The organism is Methylomonas subterranea (assembly GCF_024505185.1).
GTDB lineage: Bacteria > Pseudomonadota > Gammaproteobacteria > Methylococcales > Methylomonadaceae > Methylomonas > Methylomonas subterranea.
This window is the reverse complement of record NZ_JANIBJ010000005.1, coordinates 75,152-87,911: the sequence shown is the minus strand read 5'-3', so window position 1 is coordinate 87,911 and position 12,760 is coordinate 75,152. Positions and strand designations below refer to the sequence as shown.

22 protein-coding genes are annotated in these 12,760 nt (G+C 58.0%); 17 read left to right on the top strand and 5 right to left on the bottom strand.

Annotated features, from left to right (window positions below):
- Positions 1 to 32 precede the first annotated feature (32 nt).
- The 5 genes from NP590_RS04050 to NP590_RS04030 all read right to left on the bottom strand — a co-directional run bounded on the left by NP590_RS04050 (position 33) and on the right by NP590_RS04030 (position 2,051).
- Positions 33 to 299: a hypothetical protein gene (locus tag NP590_RS04050; protein ID WP_256600955.1), complete on the bottom strand. Its 267-nt coding sequence runs from the start codon at positions 297 to 299 to the stop codon at positions 33 to 35.
- 2 nt (positions 300 to 301) lie between these two features.
- Positions 302 to 529 carry a hypothetical protein gene (locus NP590_RS04045; RefSeq protein WP_256600954.1) on the bottom strand — a complete coding sequence of 76 codons (228 nt, stop codon included), beginning with the start codon at positions 527 to 529 and terminating at the stop codon, positions 302 to 304.
- A 39-nt stretch (positions 530 to 568) separates the two neighbouring features.
- Entirely contained in the window at positions 569 to 964 is a 396-nt protein-coding gene (locus NP590_RS04040) for a helix-turn-helix transcriptional regulator (protein WP_256600953.1), read from the bottom strand.
- 361 nt (positions 965 to 1,325) lie between these two features.
- Positions 1,326 to 1,604, bottom strand: coding sequence for a hypothetical protein (locus tag NP590_RS04035; protein ID WP_256600952.1), 279 nt, complete (start codon positions 1,602 to 1,604; stop codon positions 1,326 to 1,328).
- 114 nt (positions 1,605 to 1,718) lie between these two features.
- Positions 1,719 to 2,051, bottom strand: coding sequence for a hypothetical protein (locus NP590_RS04030; protein ID WP_256600951.1), 333 nt, complete (start codon positions 2,049 to 2,051; stop codon positions 1,719 to 1,721).
- 48 nt (positions 2,052 to 2,099) lie between these two features.
- Between NP590_RS04030 and NP590_RS04025 the strand changes: the two genes are divergently transcribed.
- From NP590_RS04025 to NP590_RS03945, 17 genes are all read left to right on the top strand, one after another.
- A complete protein-coding gene (locus NP590_RS04025; RefSeq protein ID WP_256600950.1) occupies positions 2,100 to 2,348 on the top strand; it encodes a helix-turn-helix domain-containing protein in 249 nt (82 codons plus the stop codon).
- Positions 2,345 to 2,689, top strand: a complete 345-nt coding sequence (locus NP590_RS04020; protein WP_256600949.1) for a hypothetical protein — start codon at positions 2,345 to 2,347, stop codon at positions 2,687 to 2,689. Before NP590_RS04025 ends, NP590_RS04020 begins: the two co-directional genes overlap by 4 nt.
- On the top strand, positions 2,682 to 3,716 hold the full coding sequence (locus NP590_RS04015; protein WP_256600948.1) for a hypothetical protein: 1,035 nt from the start codon (positions 2,682 to 2,684) through the stop codon (positions 3,714 to 3,716). Before NP590_RS04020 ends, NP590_RS04015 begins: the two co-directional genes overlap by 8 nt.
- Positions 3,717 to 3,757: 41 nt before the next feature.
- Positions 3,758 to 5,389, top strand: coding sequence for a Mu transposase C-terminal domain-containing protein (locus tag NP590_RS04010; RefSeq protein WP_256600947.1), 1,632 nt, complete (start codon positions 3,758 to 3,760; stop codon positions 5,387 to 5,389).
- A gap of 10 nt (positions 5,390 to 5,399) precedes the next feature.
- Complete coding sequence (locus NP590_RS04005) at positions 5,400 to 6,338, top strand: AAA family ATPase (RefSeq protein WP_256600946.1); 939 nt, start codon at positions 5,400 to 5,402, stop codon at positions 6,336 to 6,338.
- 10 nt (positions 6,339 to 6,348) lie between these two features.
- Complete coding sequence (locus tag NP590_RS04000) at positions 6,349 to 6,543, top strand: hypothetical protein (RefSeq protein ID WP_256600945.1); 195 nt, start codon at positions 6,349 to 6,351, stop codon at positions 6,541 to 6,543.
- Positions 6,544 to 6,551: 8 nt separating this feature from the next.
- Positions 6,552 to 6,713 (top strand): hypothetical protein, encoded by a 162-nt coding sequence (locus NP590_RS03995; RefSeq protein ID WP_256600944.1) that lies wholly within the window; start codon positions 6,552 to 6,554, stop codon positions 6,711 to 6,713.
- Positions 6,714 to 6,721: 8 nt separating this feature from the next.
- Positions 6,722 to 6,961: a hypothetical protein gene (locus NP590_RS03990; protein WP_256600943.1), complete on the top strand. Its 240-nt coding sequence runs from the start codon at positions 6,722 to 6,724 to the stop codon at positions 6,959 to 6,961.
- Positions 6,958 to 7,512 (top strand): HI_1489 N-terminal domain-containing protein, encoded by a 555-nt coding sequence (locus NP590_RS03985; RefSeq protein ID WP_256600942.1) that lies wholly within the window; start codon positions 6,958 to 6,960, stop codon positions 7,510 to 7,512. Before NP590_RS03990 ends, NP590_RS03985 begins: the two co-directional genes overlap by 4 nt.
- A 93-nt stretch (positions 7,513 to 7,605) precedes the next feature.
- Entirely contained in the window at positions 7,606 to 8,115 is a 510-nt protein-coding gene (locus NP590_RS03980; protein ID WP_256600941.1) for a host-nuclease inhibitor Gam family protein, read from the top strand.
- Positions 8,115 to 8,294 carry a hypothetical protein gene (locus NP590_RS03975; RefSeq protein WP_256600940.1) on the top strand — a complete coding sequence of 60 codons (180 nt, stop codon included), beginning with the start codon at positions 8,115 to 8,117 and terminating at the stop codon, positions 8,292 to 8,294. The genes NP590_RS03980 and NP590_RS03975 overlap by 1 nt, the downstream gene beginning before the upstream one ends.
- The gene (locus tag NP590_RS03970) at positions 8,291 to 8,743 is read left to right on the top strand and encodes a regulatory protein GemA (RefSeq protein ID WP_256600939.1); all 453 of its coding nucleotides are present in this window, start codon (positions 8,291 to 8,293) and stop codon (positions 8,741 to 8,743) included. The genes NP590_RS03975 and NP590_RS03970 overlap by 4 nt, the downstream gene beginning before the upstream one ends.
- 2 nt (positions 8,744 to 8,745) lie before the next feature.
- The gene (locus tag NP590_RS03965) at positions 8,746 to 9,150 is read left to right on the top strand and encodes a hypothetical protein (protein ID WP_256600938.1); all 405 of its coding nucleotides are present in this window, start codon (positions 8,746 to 8,748) and stop codon (positions 9,148 to 9,150) included.
- Positions 9,151 to 9,581: 431 nt separating this feature from the next.
- A complete protein-coding gene (locus NP590_RS03960) occupies positions 9,582 to 10,586 on the top strand; it encodes a phage protease (RefSeq protein ID WP_256600937.1) in 1,005 nt (334 codons plus the stop codon).
- A gap of 36 nt (positions 10,587 to 10,622) precedes the next feature.
- A complete protein-coding gene (locus NP590_RS03955; RefSeq protein WP_256600936.1) occupies positions 10,623 to 11,522 on the top strand; it encodes a Mu-like prophage major head subunit gpT family protein in 900 nt (299 codons plus the stop codon).
- A gap of 98 nt (positions 11,523 to 11,620) precedes the next feature.
- Positions 11,621 to 12,265: a hypothetical protein gene (locus tag NP590_RS03950; protein WP_256600935.1), complete on the top strand. Its 645-nt coding sequence runs from the start codon at positions 11,621 to 11,623 to the stop codon at positions 12,263 to 12,265.
- Positions 12,265 to 12,759 (top strand): phage protein Gp36 family protein, encoded by a 495-nt coding sequence (locus tag NP590_RS03945; protein WP_256600934.1) that lies wholly within the window; start codon positions 12,265 to 12,267, stop codon positions 12,757 to 12,759. Before NP590_RS03950 ends, NP590_RS03945 begins: the two co-directional genes overlap by 1 nt.
- Position 12,760: the final 1 nt, after the last annotated feature.

The window sequence follows — 12,760 nt, the reverse complement described above, 5'->3', positions numbered from 1 at the left end:
TTAACTTCGTTCCTCCTACGGCCCTACGCGGGCTAAATCCAGTGAAAACCTTTGGCTAGTAATCCGGCCAGGCCAACAGCCACGGTGATGATCATGCCACTTAAAATCAGTAAGTGGCCGTCTACCTTTTTGATTAATTCGCGCAAATCTTTCTCGACCAGATCGAGACGCTTGTCGAAACCGTTGATTTTTTCTTCCAATTTGGCAACACGTACATTCAGTTCCATATCTGGCGGCTCCGGTGGTTGAGTAGTGTTTTTATTATCCCACCAAGTCGGATGCTTATAAATATTACTCATTGTCACACCTGCTTCAGCATCGTCAGCAGTTCGTCAAAGGCCGCCACGTTATGCCCACACTCATCAAATTGCGCCAGCCAACGCCGCGCCTCGTCCAATTGGTAGTGGAAAACCTCCCGGTCCAACGCCCCGCTCAATACCAGCGCCCGCGCCAAACAGACGGTGGAGGTATGCAGCGCCAATAGCTTGCTCTCCATGCAGGGTTCATCGCCGTCGTGGTGCTCGGTCATTCCTTTTCTCCTTTCTGCGTTGTTCCAAATGCGAACAGTTTAACCCAGCTTTTTAGCTAACGCCCCCAATTGTTCCTCCAGCCGGTTCAGGCGTTCCTTTTCCTGAGCAGCAGCGAGTATTTCCCGTTGTTGTTCGTCAGTGACAGCATCGAATAATGCCAGTAGGTTGGTATGGCGCTGATCTAACGTATACCCCTCCGACACTTCGGCGACTTGGTTGCGGTACATGGGGCCTTCTCCCGCCAATAGCCAATCTAATGAAATTCCTTTTTCCTGTGCAATCTGTACGCAAATTGCGTAAGGCACGGAGTCCCGCCCTCTCCACGTGCTTAAGGTTGTCCTAGCCAAACCTAGGTATTTACAGAGGTCGCTGTCGTTTTTGGCTTCAAATATCAGCGCTAGCCGATCGATAACGTTGTTAGCAGATGTATTCATATTGAGTATTTTTATTTGACAATTCGCAAAACGAGTATACAATTATTCATAACGCGTACATCATACGATTTTAAGAACAATCAAGCGAACACAAAAACGCAAACCGAGGACAACACCATGACCACCCTGAAACAAGCCGTCCACCAATCCGCCACCCTCATCGTCGGCGCTTGCGCCGAACAGCTGGGCTTTCGGCTGGCTGCTAAGCCGCAACCCGAGTCGTACGCCATACCCAAAGAGGTGCTGGCGCAACGCCGCAAGGAACGCATGGCGCGCGACCATGCGCGGCTAGAGCAAAAAATGCAGCAGGTCAACGAGTGGATACTGCATCCAGAGACAGTGCCCGAGGATATTGACCCGTTCACAAAAGACTATCTGGACTATGCCAAGCGCACCAATCTTGCAGCTCTCGTTCCATATTTTTCATCATATCAACGAGCTCGGTCGAATCAGGATCACCCTCGGTATTCGCCAGATTGTCAGCAAAATAGCGCAGAGACGCATCCGGATGGCGTGTCAGCAGCCAATTTATCACTTGAACCAGAGCTGCCTGGCGCTCTTGAAGCACCGTGTTCTGAAACGCCAGCGCTTGAAATTTCTCAGCCATATCAGCCAGTTGTTCATTCGTTGAATTTGTCATCGTTATTACATCCTGAGTGTTATGTGGATAAAGCGTTTAGACAGCGGTTGGCAGACAGCAAAAGGCGCTATGCCGAGTTCCAACGCCAGCACCGCGCTTGGCGCGATAGCGACCCTAATGTTTTGGCGTTTCGCCGGGGAGTGCGGTCGCTGCTGGCGTTAATACTTGCGCCAGTTCGTCAATCGTCAGCTTCAGCGCCAAGCGCTCCCCTTCGTGATCCTGATGCGGCAAGTGGCGCGTCAGGTTTTTCAGGAGCCGATTGATGTCGATCAAGCCGCTTCGGGCCAATTCAACCAGCACTTCCAGCATGACGATGCGGTCGGCGTGGCCGATGTCACGCTCGGCGGTGGCGATGTCTTCCAGCCAACTGCACCATTTTTCCAAAAGTTCCGGCGTCGGCGGGCCATCGCCCAGTTCCGGCGGCGTAATCGATTTGAGTTTCTGCATGTTTTTACCTGCGAACAAAAAAACCATTTAACCACACGAGACATTGTCATGACACCCAACCAAGTGAGAGCCAAGCTGATCGAGCGCAACAGCAACTTGCGTCGCTTTGCCAAGGCCAACAATTACGAGGCCCGCACGGTGCAACAGGTGGTGCACCGTTATGCCGGCACCGGCCGCGTGCCGCGCGGCATTACCACCTTCAACATTTTGCGCGACCTTTCCAAGGCCATCGGCGCCCCGGTGATCGACGGCTTGGAGGAATTGATTAAAACCGACAACGAGGAGAAAACCGTATGAGCACACTAGCCAAACGACTCACCGCGGAACGCGAACGCCTGCATCTAAGCCCAAAATCCCTGGGCGACATGGCCGCCGTGGCGGACGCAACCCAACTGCAATTAGAGGCCGGCGAATTGGAACCCACGCCGTATTACTGGCAAGCCGTTTCGCAATTGGGCGTGGACGTGGCCTATGTGCTGGCCGGCGTACGTTCGAGCAATGTGGCCACCACGCCGCGAGAAATAGCACTGCTGGACAACTACCGCCATTGCCCGGTGCTAGTACAAGACGAGGTGAGCAAGAATCTGGCCGTCTCCGGACGGGCTTGGGAGCGGTCACAGGAGGTCGATCATGGCTGAAATCGATTTCGAATTGGATATGGGCGAGCTGCCGTCGGTTAAAACCTTTGTCGATGGCGAATTGGTGGATTTGGATTCCGAACAAAAAGCCTTGACGCCGGCGGCCACAGCGGAGCAAGCGCAACTGCAACTTTGTTTGCGCGAGTTTGGGCTGTTGGATATGGATGTAAACGGATTAATGGCTGTCGGCATAGAAGAGTTGAACACAAGTATGCTGAAAGCCTGCAAGGCCGGTGTAGCGTTTTGGTCTGCGCAGCAAACCATCAAAAATGAAGACTACGCCGGCGGCGCAGTCGCTAATTTTAAGGAATGGATCGATAAGTCTGGGTTGGTTGAGGCCCGCGTTTACGAATGTATACGCCTCGCCAAATACTACGCCCGCCTGCCGGAAAACCAACGCGGCAAGATGCTGAGTATCGGCAAAAAGCAGGCGCTGTTGCTGGCTAAGATGCCGCAGGAAGTAATTGATAGTGTCGCGGAAAACGGTACGGACATTCTCGACGAAGCCGAAACCATGACCTACGACCAGCTGCGCGACTTGTTAAAGCAGGAACAGCGCAAGAGCCAACAAAAGGATACGGAAATCGAACACCGCGACGCCCTAATCGACCGGATGAAACAGCGCGACAACCGCGACTACGAGTTCCACTGGAAAACCCACACCGTCCGCGAAGAGTGCCTGGCCTACCAAGCGGAATGCGAAGTGGCTTTGAACAGCCTGCAAGCGGTGTTTAACGAGCAGTTGAACGATATCGAATTGACCGAAAAAGACCTGCGCATCGAGCAGTTATGGGTGACCGCCAACGTCATCGCCGCCCGCGCCGCCACGGTGATGGAGTATATCCGCCTGCATAGCCTGGTCGATCTGCCAAGCACCATCACCAGCAAGCACATGCTCTCAGACGACGAAGCGCAGCGCTGGCTGCTGGATTATCCGCTGATCGAACGCAAGCACGAAGCGGCCAAGGCCAAGCGTGAAGACGCGCGACCCAAACGCCCCGGCCGGCCGAGCAAAAAGGACAAATGAGGGTATGCACCATGGCCACCACCAACCCACTCGTACAAAGGATGAGCGATAACAGCCCCGCCGTGCGCCCAACTGCCCAGGTCATCGCACTACGCCAGCGCGATCCCTGGAAAGAGGCCAACGACGGCCAGCGCGCGGTCGCTACGGCGCGGTTCGATATCGTCAACAGCATTTTAGACATGGAACGCAACGGCTTTAGTGCCAACAAGGCCATCGAAACTTTGCTGGCCCGCGCGGAAACTGGCTCGCTGCATGCCTACCTGCAAAATGCCATGAAAACCGCTGCCAAGGCCAATCGCTTGGCGCCCACCCGCAGCGTGTTGTTCGAGTGGTTGAAAACGGTCAAAGCCGGCGGCGGTAGAGTCGATTTGTTGGAGCAACACAAAGGCCGCGTGGTCACCGAACAACCCGCCTGGTGGGGGCCGGCGTTGGAGTATTACAACCAACCCAGCCGGCCGGAAATGTCGGTGGTGTGGCGGCAACTGGCCGAAGTGGACGGTTTCGCCTGCACCTACGACCAAGTGCGCAATTATCTAAGCAGCGTGCCGGCCATGTTGGGCAGGCACAGCCCGGCGCGAATCGGTCGCCGCCTGTATCGCCTGACCGAAAAAGCCTACATCCGCCGCTGCACCGAGCGCGCCTTGCCGGGCGACGTCTACGTGGCAGACGGGTACATGGCCGACATTTACTTGGTCAACCCCATCGACGGCAAATTCCCCTGGCGGCCGGAACTGACGGTGGCCATGGACCTGCGTAGCCGCTTTATTGTCGGTTGGCGCGCCGACGAGCACGAAGGCACTACGGCCGTGCAAAACCTTTGGGCCGAGACTTTCTCCCGCTGGAACCACGTACCGCTGTTTCTGTATGTGGATAACGGTTCCGGACACAAAAACAAACTGATGAGCGATGACATGACCGGCTTTTACGCCCGCCACAACATCGAGGTGATTCACGCCATACCGGGCAATCCGCACGGCAAAGGCTGGATCGAGCGCTTCTTTGTCGAGGTCAAGCGCGACTTTCTAAAGGCTTGGCGGCCAGCGTTTTACTGCGGCGACGACATGAGCGACGAAGCCCGCGCCGAAACCCTCAAGGCCGTCAAGGCCGGCAAGTTGCAAGCTCCGACTTTGATGGAGTTCGCCGACGCCTTTAACGCCTGGATCGCCCGCTACGTGCAACGCCAACACCCGGAGAACAAGCACGTCAGCCGTGCGCAGGTGTGGGGCGAATTGTCGCCGCTGCCGCCGCATGCCGACCTGCTGGAAATGAAGCGGCAAGCGGTGGTGCTGACCGTCAAGCGGGCCAGCATCACCCACAACCGGCGCCAATACGGCCACCCGGACCTGCATGCTTACAACCACATGCCGGTAGTGCTGGAGTATGACTTGATGGACAACCGCGTCGCCGTCATCCGCACCCAGGACGGTCGCTGGATTTGCGATGCGCATTTGATCAATGCCATCGATGCGGTCGACAAAACCCGCCTGGAAGAGCGCCGCGACAAGCGGGTGGCGGATCAAGCCAAGCGCATCGAGAAAAAGCTGGACGAACTGAAAGCTCGCGCAGGCCTGGTCATCGACGCCGACGCCGTCGCCAGCGATGCGCAAACCCTGTTGGACCAAACCCCGGCACTGCCGGAACCCATTGAGATCGACCTTTTTAACTTTGAGTGAGGCAAACCCCGTGAGCAACTATCCCCAACACTACACGCCGGACGACATCAGCCAGATCGAGCAGATCAAAGCCTGGCTGTCCGAGCGCGGTTACAAACAAGCGGCGCTGGCCCGGCTGGCCCGCGTGTCCAGCAGCACGCTGAGCCAAATCCTGGGCGGCAGTTATGCCACCAGCCCCAGCAAGATGCTGGTCAACGTCGCCAACGCCATGAAACACGCCGACGACACCGCCAGCGATACCGTGGCGCCGGTGGAGACCAGCGTGTTTCGGCTGGCCTTGACCGCCTGCCAAATGGCCCGCCGCTACCGCAACTTTGCGGTGCTGAGCGCCTTCGTCGGCACCGGTAAGACCTTTGCCGTGCGCCATTACCAGCGCATCACGCCCAACACCTATCTGATCGAGGCCACGCCCACCATGACCGTGCAAAGCCTGATCAAGCTGCTGGCCCGCACCGTAGCCGGCTACGAGGGCAAGGGCAGCATCGACGACAAGTTTCGCGCCACCGTCGATAGCCTGGCCAACACCGACAGCCTGTTGATTGTGGATGAAGCCGATACGCTGACCCCGCACGTGCTGCACACCCTACGCCGCCTGCGCGACCTGGCCAACATTGGCATCGTCCTGGCCGGCACAGAGCACCTGACCGGCCTGATTCGCCCAGCCCATGGCCAGTTCGACCAAATCCGCAGCCGCACCGGCTTCTGGCCGGAAACCGTCAAGGCCATTACCGCCGAGGACGCCGGCGCGCTGATCCAGGCCGCGTTTGGCGACGAGGACGTATCCGACGAGGTGATCAAGCGGCTGTATGCCTACAGCAAAGGTTCGGCGCGGATGCTGATCGAGGGCCTGGTGGCGGCGATCCAGCAATTTCGCAATGGCCGCGAGTTGAATGTGGCGCTGGTGGATGCGGTGGCCAAGCAGGCGCTGTGTCTGCAATCGGTGGCGTAGGGGGGGGATTATGAGCGTGTACATCATCACCCTCCGCGATACCGACACCGGCGTGGAAATCAAATCGAACGAGGTCGCCGACCCTTCCGGCGCACTGGATACCCCAGCGTTGGTACTGGGCGCGGCCATGGTCGAAAACGTTAACCAATACCTGCAACGGCGGGCGGCGCAATCCTCGCCGTATCAGGCCGATACCCGTCATTGAGGTGGCCCATGGCACTGAATAACGCCTTGCTCAGCCGCATGAACGCCGGCCAGTTCGACGGCAAAACCCGCCGCGAGCAAACCGACTTTAAAAAACTGGTCGCCCGCCAATGCTGCAAACCGCACAGCCGTTACCGGGTGCGGGTGCAATCCGAATGGGCATTTTATTAGGAGGCCACATGCAAACCGATATCGACAAAACCAAAATCTACCAACGCACCATCGAAGACCTGGAAGCGCGTCTGACCAGCCACGGCGGACTGATCGAGGATCAGGTGCTTGAGATCGACGAACTGCGCGGCCAACGCAACGGCGCCTGCGTTGTGGCCGGCGTGGCTATCGCCTGCCTGCTGGTGGTTTTCTGGCAGTACGCCGCCGCTCCGGTGTTGAGCGTGGCCGGCCTGGAGTGCAGCCTGTGAGTAACGCTTGCGCCATCCCTTGCCCGTACTGCGGTAAGGACATCGACATCGTCCAGGCCATGGAAATGGTGGCCGGCAACGAATGGACCGGTTTGCTCAATGGCCTGCCGATCAGTCTGGTCGGTGCGCTGCTGCGTTACCTGGAGCTGTTCAAACCGGCCAAGCAGGAACTGCGCTGGAGCCGCCGTCTGGCTCTCACCAAAGAACTGGTACCGCTGATCAAAGAGGCGCAGATCAAGCGCAACGGCATTGCTTACTCGGCACCGGCAGGCATTTGGGAGGCCGAAATGATGAAACTAGTCGTCAACCGGCCGGAAACCCTGGTACTGCCACTGAAAGGCAACGGCTATTTGCTCAGCATGATCGCCGGGCGTGGCGAGCGGGCGGCGGCCAAGCTGGAGCAAGACAAGATCGAGCAGGCCCGCAACCGCAGCAACGTCGGCGGCGCACCGGTATCGGTCGCCCACCTGGCCGCCCAGGCGCAGACCAAAACCAAGAGCAAGCCGCCTAAGGGCTGGAAAGGCCCCGTTGCACCAAACGACACTTCGTAGGATGTGCTGAGTGAAACGAAGCGCATCGATCGCGACAGATGCGCTTCACGTTGTTCAGCACATCCTACATTAACACCATCATAGGAGCCAAACATGGCCAAAAAACACAAAGCCCCGGCGGCGTCATACGTCTGCCAAGACAAAGACCAAACCATGGCAGCGATCCGCATACTGGGCGACACCCAGCGCGAACTGACCCGCATTGAAACTGAACTAAACGACGAAATCGCCGCGATTACCGACAGCCGAAAAACCCAGATCGAGGCGCTTAAAACCCGCATCGACAGCTTGGTGACCGGCATACAAACCTGGTGTGAAGCCAACCGTGCCGAGCTGTGCAAGGACGGCGGCAAAACCGCCAACCTGATCACCGGCGAAGTATCGTGGCGGCAACGCCCGCCCAGCGTCGGCGTGCGCTCGGTGGACAAGGTATTGGAAACCCTGCGCAACCTGGGCCTGAGCCGCTTTATCCGCACCAAGGACGAACTGAACAAAGAAGCGGTGCTGGCCGATCCCAAAGCCGTGCAAGGCATCGCCGGCATCACCATCAACAGCGGCATCGAGGATTTCGCCGTGGTGCCGTTCGAGCAGGAGGTGGCGTGATGGACCGCGTAGCCACCCAAGAGCGCATCAAAGAACTTCGCCAACGCGCTGTCCGCTTAACCGATGCCGCGCAGCATGCCGACAGCCGTGCCGCGTACAACGAAGACATGCGGGCCTCGGCCCGCGCCGAAAACGAAGCGGACGAGCTGGAAGCGCAACTGCGGGACGCGCAGTCATGAGCGACCTCATAAAGCACTACCGCCAACTGGTCGGCATTGCCAATACCTGGGCAGGCAAAAACCTGCCCGGTTGGGATGACGACATGCACCGCGAGCTGTTGGCGCGGCATGGCGCCACCGGCGAAAACGGCCGCATCAGCGCCAGCACGCTCAAAGTGCCGCAACTGGCAGCAGTGCTGGACGATTACGCCGGCCGGGGCTGGCCGCGCCGCAAACAATATGCACCCAAGGGCGATACTCGCCCAAAGGTCGTATCGCCGCAGATCGGCATGATCGTTAAACTATGGGGCAAGCTTGGGCAGGCCGGTAAAGTCAACAACGCCGCCCGCCCGGCCCTGCTGGCCTTTTGCAGCCGCCAAACCGCCCACAATGTCCCCGACCTGGATAGCCTGACGCCCGAAGAGCGGCAGGCCATTATCGAAGCCCTGAAAGCCTGGATGGCACGCTAAAAATGGATTTCCCCGACGTCGCCCCCGAACTGCTGAGCTCCCTGCCGCCCGTATTGCGGGCGGTGGTGCGGGCGCTCGGCTACATCCGCGCCCAGGAATGGCTGCGGGCGTGGGGCGGCCTGCTTATCAATCTCCCTAAACACCACACCCGTGCGCTGGGTCTCAGCGACGACGAATTACAACGCCTGCGCGTCACCCTGGCCCCGCACCTGGACAGCAACGACCGCTTTAGCGTGCCGAAGATCGACAAGTTGTGGATACGCCACCGCAACGCTGTCATCAACGCCAACAAAGACTGGCAGTCCGCCGCACAACAAGCCCGCGCATATCAACTGACTGTGCGCATGATTACCAACATCCGCCGCGAAGGCGAAGACGTTAGCCGACAGATGGATTTATTCGACTGACCGATCATTTTCGTGGCGTCACGAAAATGGATCAGAACAAGCCCCACGGGGGCAACGGCTCCAGCGGGCGGTGAGCTAGCTACCAAAACACCCGCAGTCGACCCGGCGCAATTACCTCCCGCCGGCGCATCGATCGGCATGGCCCCACGAGACGGGGCCGAACGAAATCGCCGTTTGTCCCGTTGATCGAATTTAAGCCCCGCTAAGCCGCACCTATCACAAAACCCAAGCATTGGCCCTGTCAAAAATTTGTGAACGTTTCTCCGGGTTTTTAAACGGGCTCCTGGTTGGTTTTCGAATGAGTTCTATGCTGTAATTCGTTCGATCACGCGCTTCAGCCCGCACCGCCCCCCCCCCCCGGAAACATTTCCAGCCTAACCAATCGCCCCGTAAATCCAGACAATAGCCTCAACTGATTTTTTGAGGCCGTTATGTCAAAACCCGCTGTCAAAGTTGCGTCGCTCGCATTCGAGATCGCCGGCGGCGCCAATGTGTCGACCGAAGCGCATTTGCTGCCGGTCGGTCCGTTCCGCGCCGACGATGGTCGGCCTTGGGATTGCGAAGCCTGGCAACTGGATGCCGCGATTGCCGCAAACGTCATCCAACGCCTGCGCGAGCGCAAGAATGACACACTGATCGATTACGAACACCAATCGCTGCGTTCCGAATACAACGGTCAGCCCGTTATCGCCGCCGGTTGGTTTCACGACATGGAATGGCGAGACGGCAAAGGCCTTTACGCGATGGGCGTGGACTGGACTGCGGCCGCCAAACAACGCATCGCCGACAAAGAATATCGCTACATCAGCGCCGTCTTTTACTACTACAGCGCGACCGGCGAAGTGCTCGATGTGATTTCCGTCGCGCTCACCAATACACCCGCCATCGACGGCCTTGACGGTCTCGACGATGACGACGGCATTGCCACCCTTTCCAAACGCTTTTCCCTGCCCAATCTCAATCCGGAGAACACCGACATGCCAAGACCCGAAGAAGAACTGGCCGCGCTGCGCGTGACGCACGCCCAAACCGAAACCACGCTGGCCGCGTTGACCGCCGAGCGCGATACCTTAAAAACCTCGCTGGCCGCCTTAACCGCCGAACGCGACGACCTGGAAACCCAGGTTGCGGCGCTGACTAAAGAAAAAGCCGATGCGGCGCAGGCAGCAGAAGAAACAGAAAAAACAAATTTGCTGGATGCGCTAGCTAAGAAAGTGGAACCTGTGATTCTTGATGGGCTTAAAACTCTGAGCTTGGCGGATTTAAAGGCGATGAGTGAAAAACTGGCCGATCATCCACTTACCCAACGCCAAACCGGTGATGAACACAGTACCGGCCCCGCCGCATTGACCACTGAGCAAAAGAAGATTGCGGAGCAAATGGGCGTGACGGAAGAGCAATACCTCGCTACGCAGAAAAAGTACGCGGGCAAGTAACGGCCTAGCCAGATTTTATTTTTATAGGAGCCACAAATGGCACTCACACAAGCGCAAATTGACGCACTCAAAACCACACTGCGGGCCAATTTTGACCAAGGCCTGATCGATACGCCGGCCAACTGGAACCGCATCGCCGAGTTGATGCGGTCGACCAGCAAAAGCAATACCTATGCGTGGTTAACGCAGTGGCCGTCCTTCCGTAAATGGGTGGGCGCTCGCTTGCATAAGGCCATTGCTGAAAAGGCCTACACCGTCATCAACGACAAGTACGAAGCCACCATTGACGTACAGCGTACCGACGTGGAAGACGATGATTTCGGCCATTACGCCAACGTGGCGCGTGGCCACGGTGCCGCCGCTGCCCGCTTGAAAGACGAGCTGATTTTTGCAGCGTTGGCGGCGGGCTGGAGCACCAATTGCTATGACGATCAATTCTTTTTCGACACCGATCACCCGGTGTATGCCAATACCGACGGTACCGGCGCTGTGACGCCAACCTCGAACATCCAGGCCGGTGCGGGTTCACCGTGGTACTTGTTTGCCTCTAACGCTCCGGCATTGATTCTGCAGGAGCGGGTGCCGGCGCAATTGGAAAGCCAAACCAACGCAAACCAATCGAGCAACGTGTTTGAAAACGACGTGTATAGCTTTGGCGGCCGTTGGCGCGGTGCGGCGGCGTATGGTTTTTGGCAGTGTTGCCACGGTTCCAAAGCCACGCTGAACACTACCAACTTCGATGAGCTTTACAACCGCATGCTGTCGCAAAAAGGCGATGGCAACATCATTTTGGGCACCGTGCCCAGTTTGTTGGTGTGTGGCCCGGCTAACCGCGTGGCGGCTGAAACCTTGCTGGCGAAAGAAATGATCGGCAACGGCGAAAGCAACACCAACTACAAGCGGGTGGATTTATTGGTCTCGCCTTGGGTGGTGTAGCTCCGATTAGCGAAGCGTAATCGGAGGAAGGATTTAAAACATGCGTCCGATTACGCTAACGCTAATCGGACCTACGATCTGATTGATTGGAGAACGATATGCCTAAATTGTATTGCCGCGTGAACCCACGCACCGAGATTGAAAAGCGCGACCGCGCCGGTCAGCGGTTTAGCCGCGACTGGAAAGAGCTGGAGGGCATTGATGATGCCACCTTGGCGGCGTTGCAAGAAGACCCTTATTTGGAAGTGAGCGACACCCCCACCGTATTGGTTGAAGTGGCCGCCGCCACCCAAGCCGGAGCGATTGAAACGGCTGTTACCCCGAATAACACACCCGAGAGCGATGCAACTGCAGAGGGATCGACTGGGGAGATTGCGGCGGAAGGAACCGATACCGGTACCGCCTCCCCGGTGGCCAATGTTGAATCTGTTAATACCGAGGTGACCCATGCTGAAACGACTGGCGATATGTCTGATCCTGTTGCTGATGCAGTTCAACAAGACCCCGCCGACGTGGCAGCCGAAGCAAGCGTACCCGCTGCCGAAGCGCAGGTAGGAAGCGATCAACGCATGGACGCCATCAAAGCGGCCATTGCCCAATTGGACGCTAACAATGCCGAGCAGTGGTTAAAAGACGGTCGGCCAAACCTGGATGCCGTGGTTGCGTTGACCGGTTTTAACGTGCTGGCCGCCGAGCGCGACCAAGCCTGGAGCCAAATCAAAACCCAAGCGGCGGCTGAATAATGCCCTTCGCCACCCGCGCCGATCTGCTTGCCCGTACCAACGCCCGTCGCCTGGCGCAACTGGCAGTGCCGGCCGACATGGCGATGCCGCCGGAAGCCGCGTTACGCGTCGCCATCGACGGCGGCAGCCTGGCCGGTTACAGCCCGGCGGAACAAATCGCGTTGGCCGGCGCGCTGGATGCGATCGACGAAGCCTTGGCCGATGCCGATGCGCTGCTGTTGAGCTACGGCTTGCCGGAAACTCTGCAAACCCCGCTGGTGGCGCGGCTGTCGTCTACCGTGGCTTTGTATTACCTGCAAGGCGCTGAACGGATGACCGACGATGTCGCCAAGGCCTACCAAGGCGTGCTGGATACGTTAAAAGCCCACGCTACCGGTTTGCTGAGCTTGATCCCGCCGGAACCGGACGCGCCGGAACTGTCGGAAGACTTGGTGCTGTTTGAAAGTTCGTCCCGCCGTTACGGCGGCATGTCGACCGTGATCGAGGACTGGTAAC

What these genes read in the sequence shown, in the direction of transcription:
- NP590_RS04050 (WP_256600955.1), bottom strand. Translation starts at nt 299, where the DNA reads ATGAGTAATATTTATAAGCATCCGACTTGGTGGGATAATAAAAACACT.
- NP590_RS04045 (WP_256600954.1), bottom strand. Translation starts at nt 529, where the DNA reads ATGACCGAGCACCACGACGGCGATGAACCCTGCATGGAGAGCAAGCTA.
- NP590_RS04040 (WP_256600953.1), bottom strand. Translation starts at nt 964, where the DNA reads ATGAATACATCTGCTAACAACGTTATCGATCGGCTAGCGCTGATATTT.
- NP590_RS04035 (WP_256600952.1), bottom strand. Translation starts at nt 1,604, where the DNA reads ATGACAAATTCAACGAATGAACAACTGGCTGATATGGCTGAGAAATTT.
- NP590_RS04030 (WP_256600951.1), bottom strand. Translation starts at nt 2,051, where the DNA reads ATGCAGAAACTCAAATCGATTACGCCGCCGGAACTGGGCGATGGCCCG.
- NP590_RS04025 (WP_256600950.1), top strand. Translation starts at nt 2,100, where the DNA reads ATGACACCCAACCAAGTGAGAGCCAAGCTGATCGAGCGCAACAGCAAC.
- NP590_RS04020 (WP_256600949.1), top strand. Translation starts at nt 2,345, where the DNA reads ATGAGCACACTAGCCAAACGACTCACCGCGGAACGCGAACGCCTGCAT.
- NP590_RS04015 (WP_256600948.1), top strand. Translation starts at nt 2,682, where the DNA reads ATGGCTGAAATCGATTTCGAATTGGATATGGGCGAGCTGCCGTCGGTT.
- NP590_RS04010 (WP_256600947.1), top strand. Translation starts at nt 3,758, where the DNA reads ATGAGCGATAACAGCCCCGCCGTGCGCCCAACTGCCCAGGTCATCGCA.
- NP590_RS04000 (WP_256600945.1), top strand. Translation starts at nt 6,349, where the DNA reads ATGAGCGTGTACATCATCACCCTCCGCGATACCGACACCGGCGTGGAA.
- NP590_RS03995 (WP_256600944.1), top strand. Translation starts at nt 6,552, where the DNA reads ATGGCACTGAATAACGCCTTGCTCAGCCGCATGAACGCCGGCCAGTTC.
- NP590_RS03990 (WP_256600943.1), top strand. Translation starts at nt 6,722, where the DNA reads ATGCAAACCGATATCGACAAAACCAAAATCTACCAACGCACCATCGAA.
- NP590_RS03980 (WP_256600941.1), top strand. Translation starts at nt 7,606, where the DNA reads ATGGCCAAAAAACACAAAGCCCCGGCGGCGTCATACGTCTGCCAAGAC.
- NP590_RS03975 (WP_256600940.1), top strand. Translation starts at nt 8,115, where the DNA reads ATGGACCGCGTAGCCACCCAAGAGCGCATCAAAGAACTTCGCCAACGC.
- NP590_RS03970 (WP_256600939.1), top strand. Translation starts at nt 8,291, where the DNA reads ATGAGCGACCTCATAAAGCACTACCGCCAACTGGTCGGCATTGCCAAT.
- NP590_RS03965 (WP_256600938.1), top strand. Translation starts at nt 8,746, where the DNA reads ATGGATTTCCCCGACGTCGCCCCCGAACTGCTGAGCTCCCTGCCGCCC.
- NP590_RS03960 (WP_256600937.1), top strand. Translation starts at nt 9,582, where the DNA reads ATGTCAAAACCCGCTGTCAAAGTTGCGTCGCTCGCATTCGAGATCGCC.
- NP590_RS03955 (WP_256600936.1), top strand. Translation starts at nt 10,623, where the DNA reads ATGGCACTCACACAAGCGCAAATTGACGCACTCAAAACCACACTGCGG.
- NP590_RS03950 (WP_256600935.1), top strand. Translation starts at nt 11,621, where the DNA reads ATGCCTAAATTGTATTGCCGCGTGAACCCACGCACCGAGATTGAAAAG.
- NP590_RS03945 (WP_256600934.1), top strand. Translation starts at nt 12,265, where the DNA reads ATGCCCTTCGCCACCCGCGCCGATCTGCTTGCCCGTACCAACGCCCGT.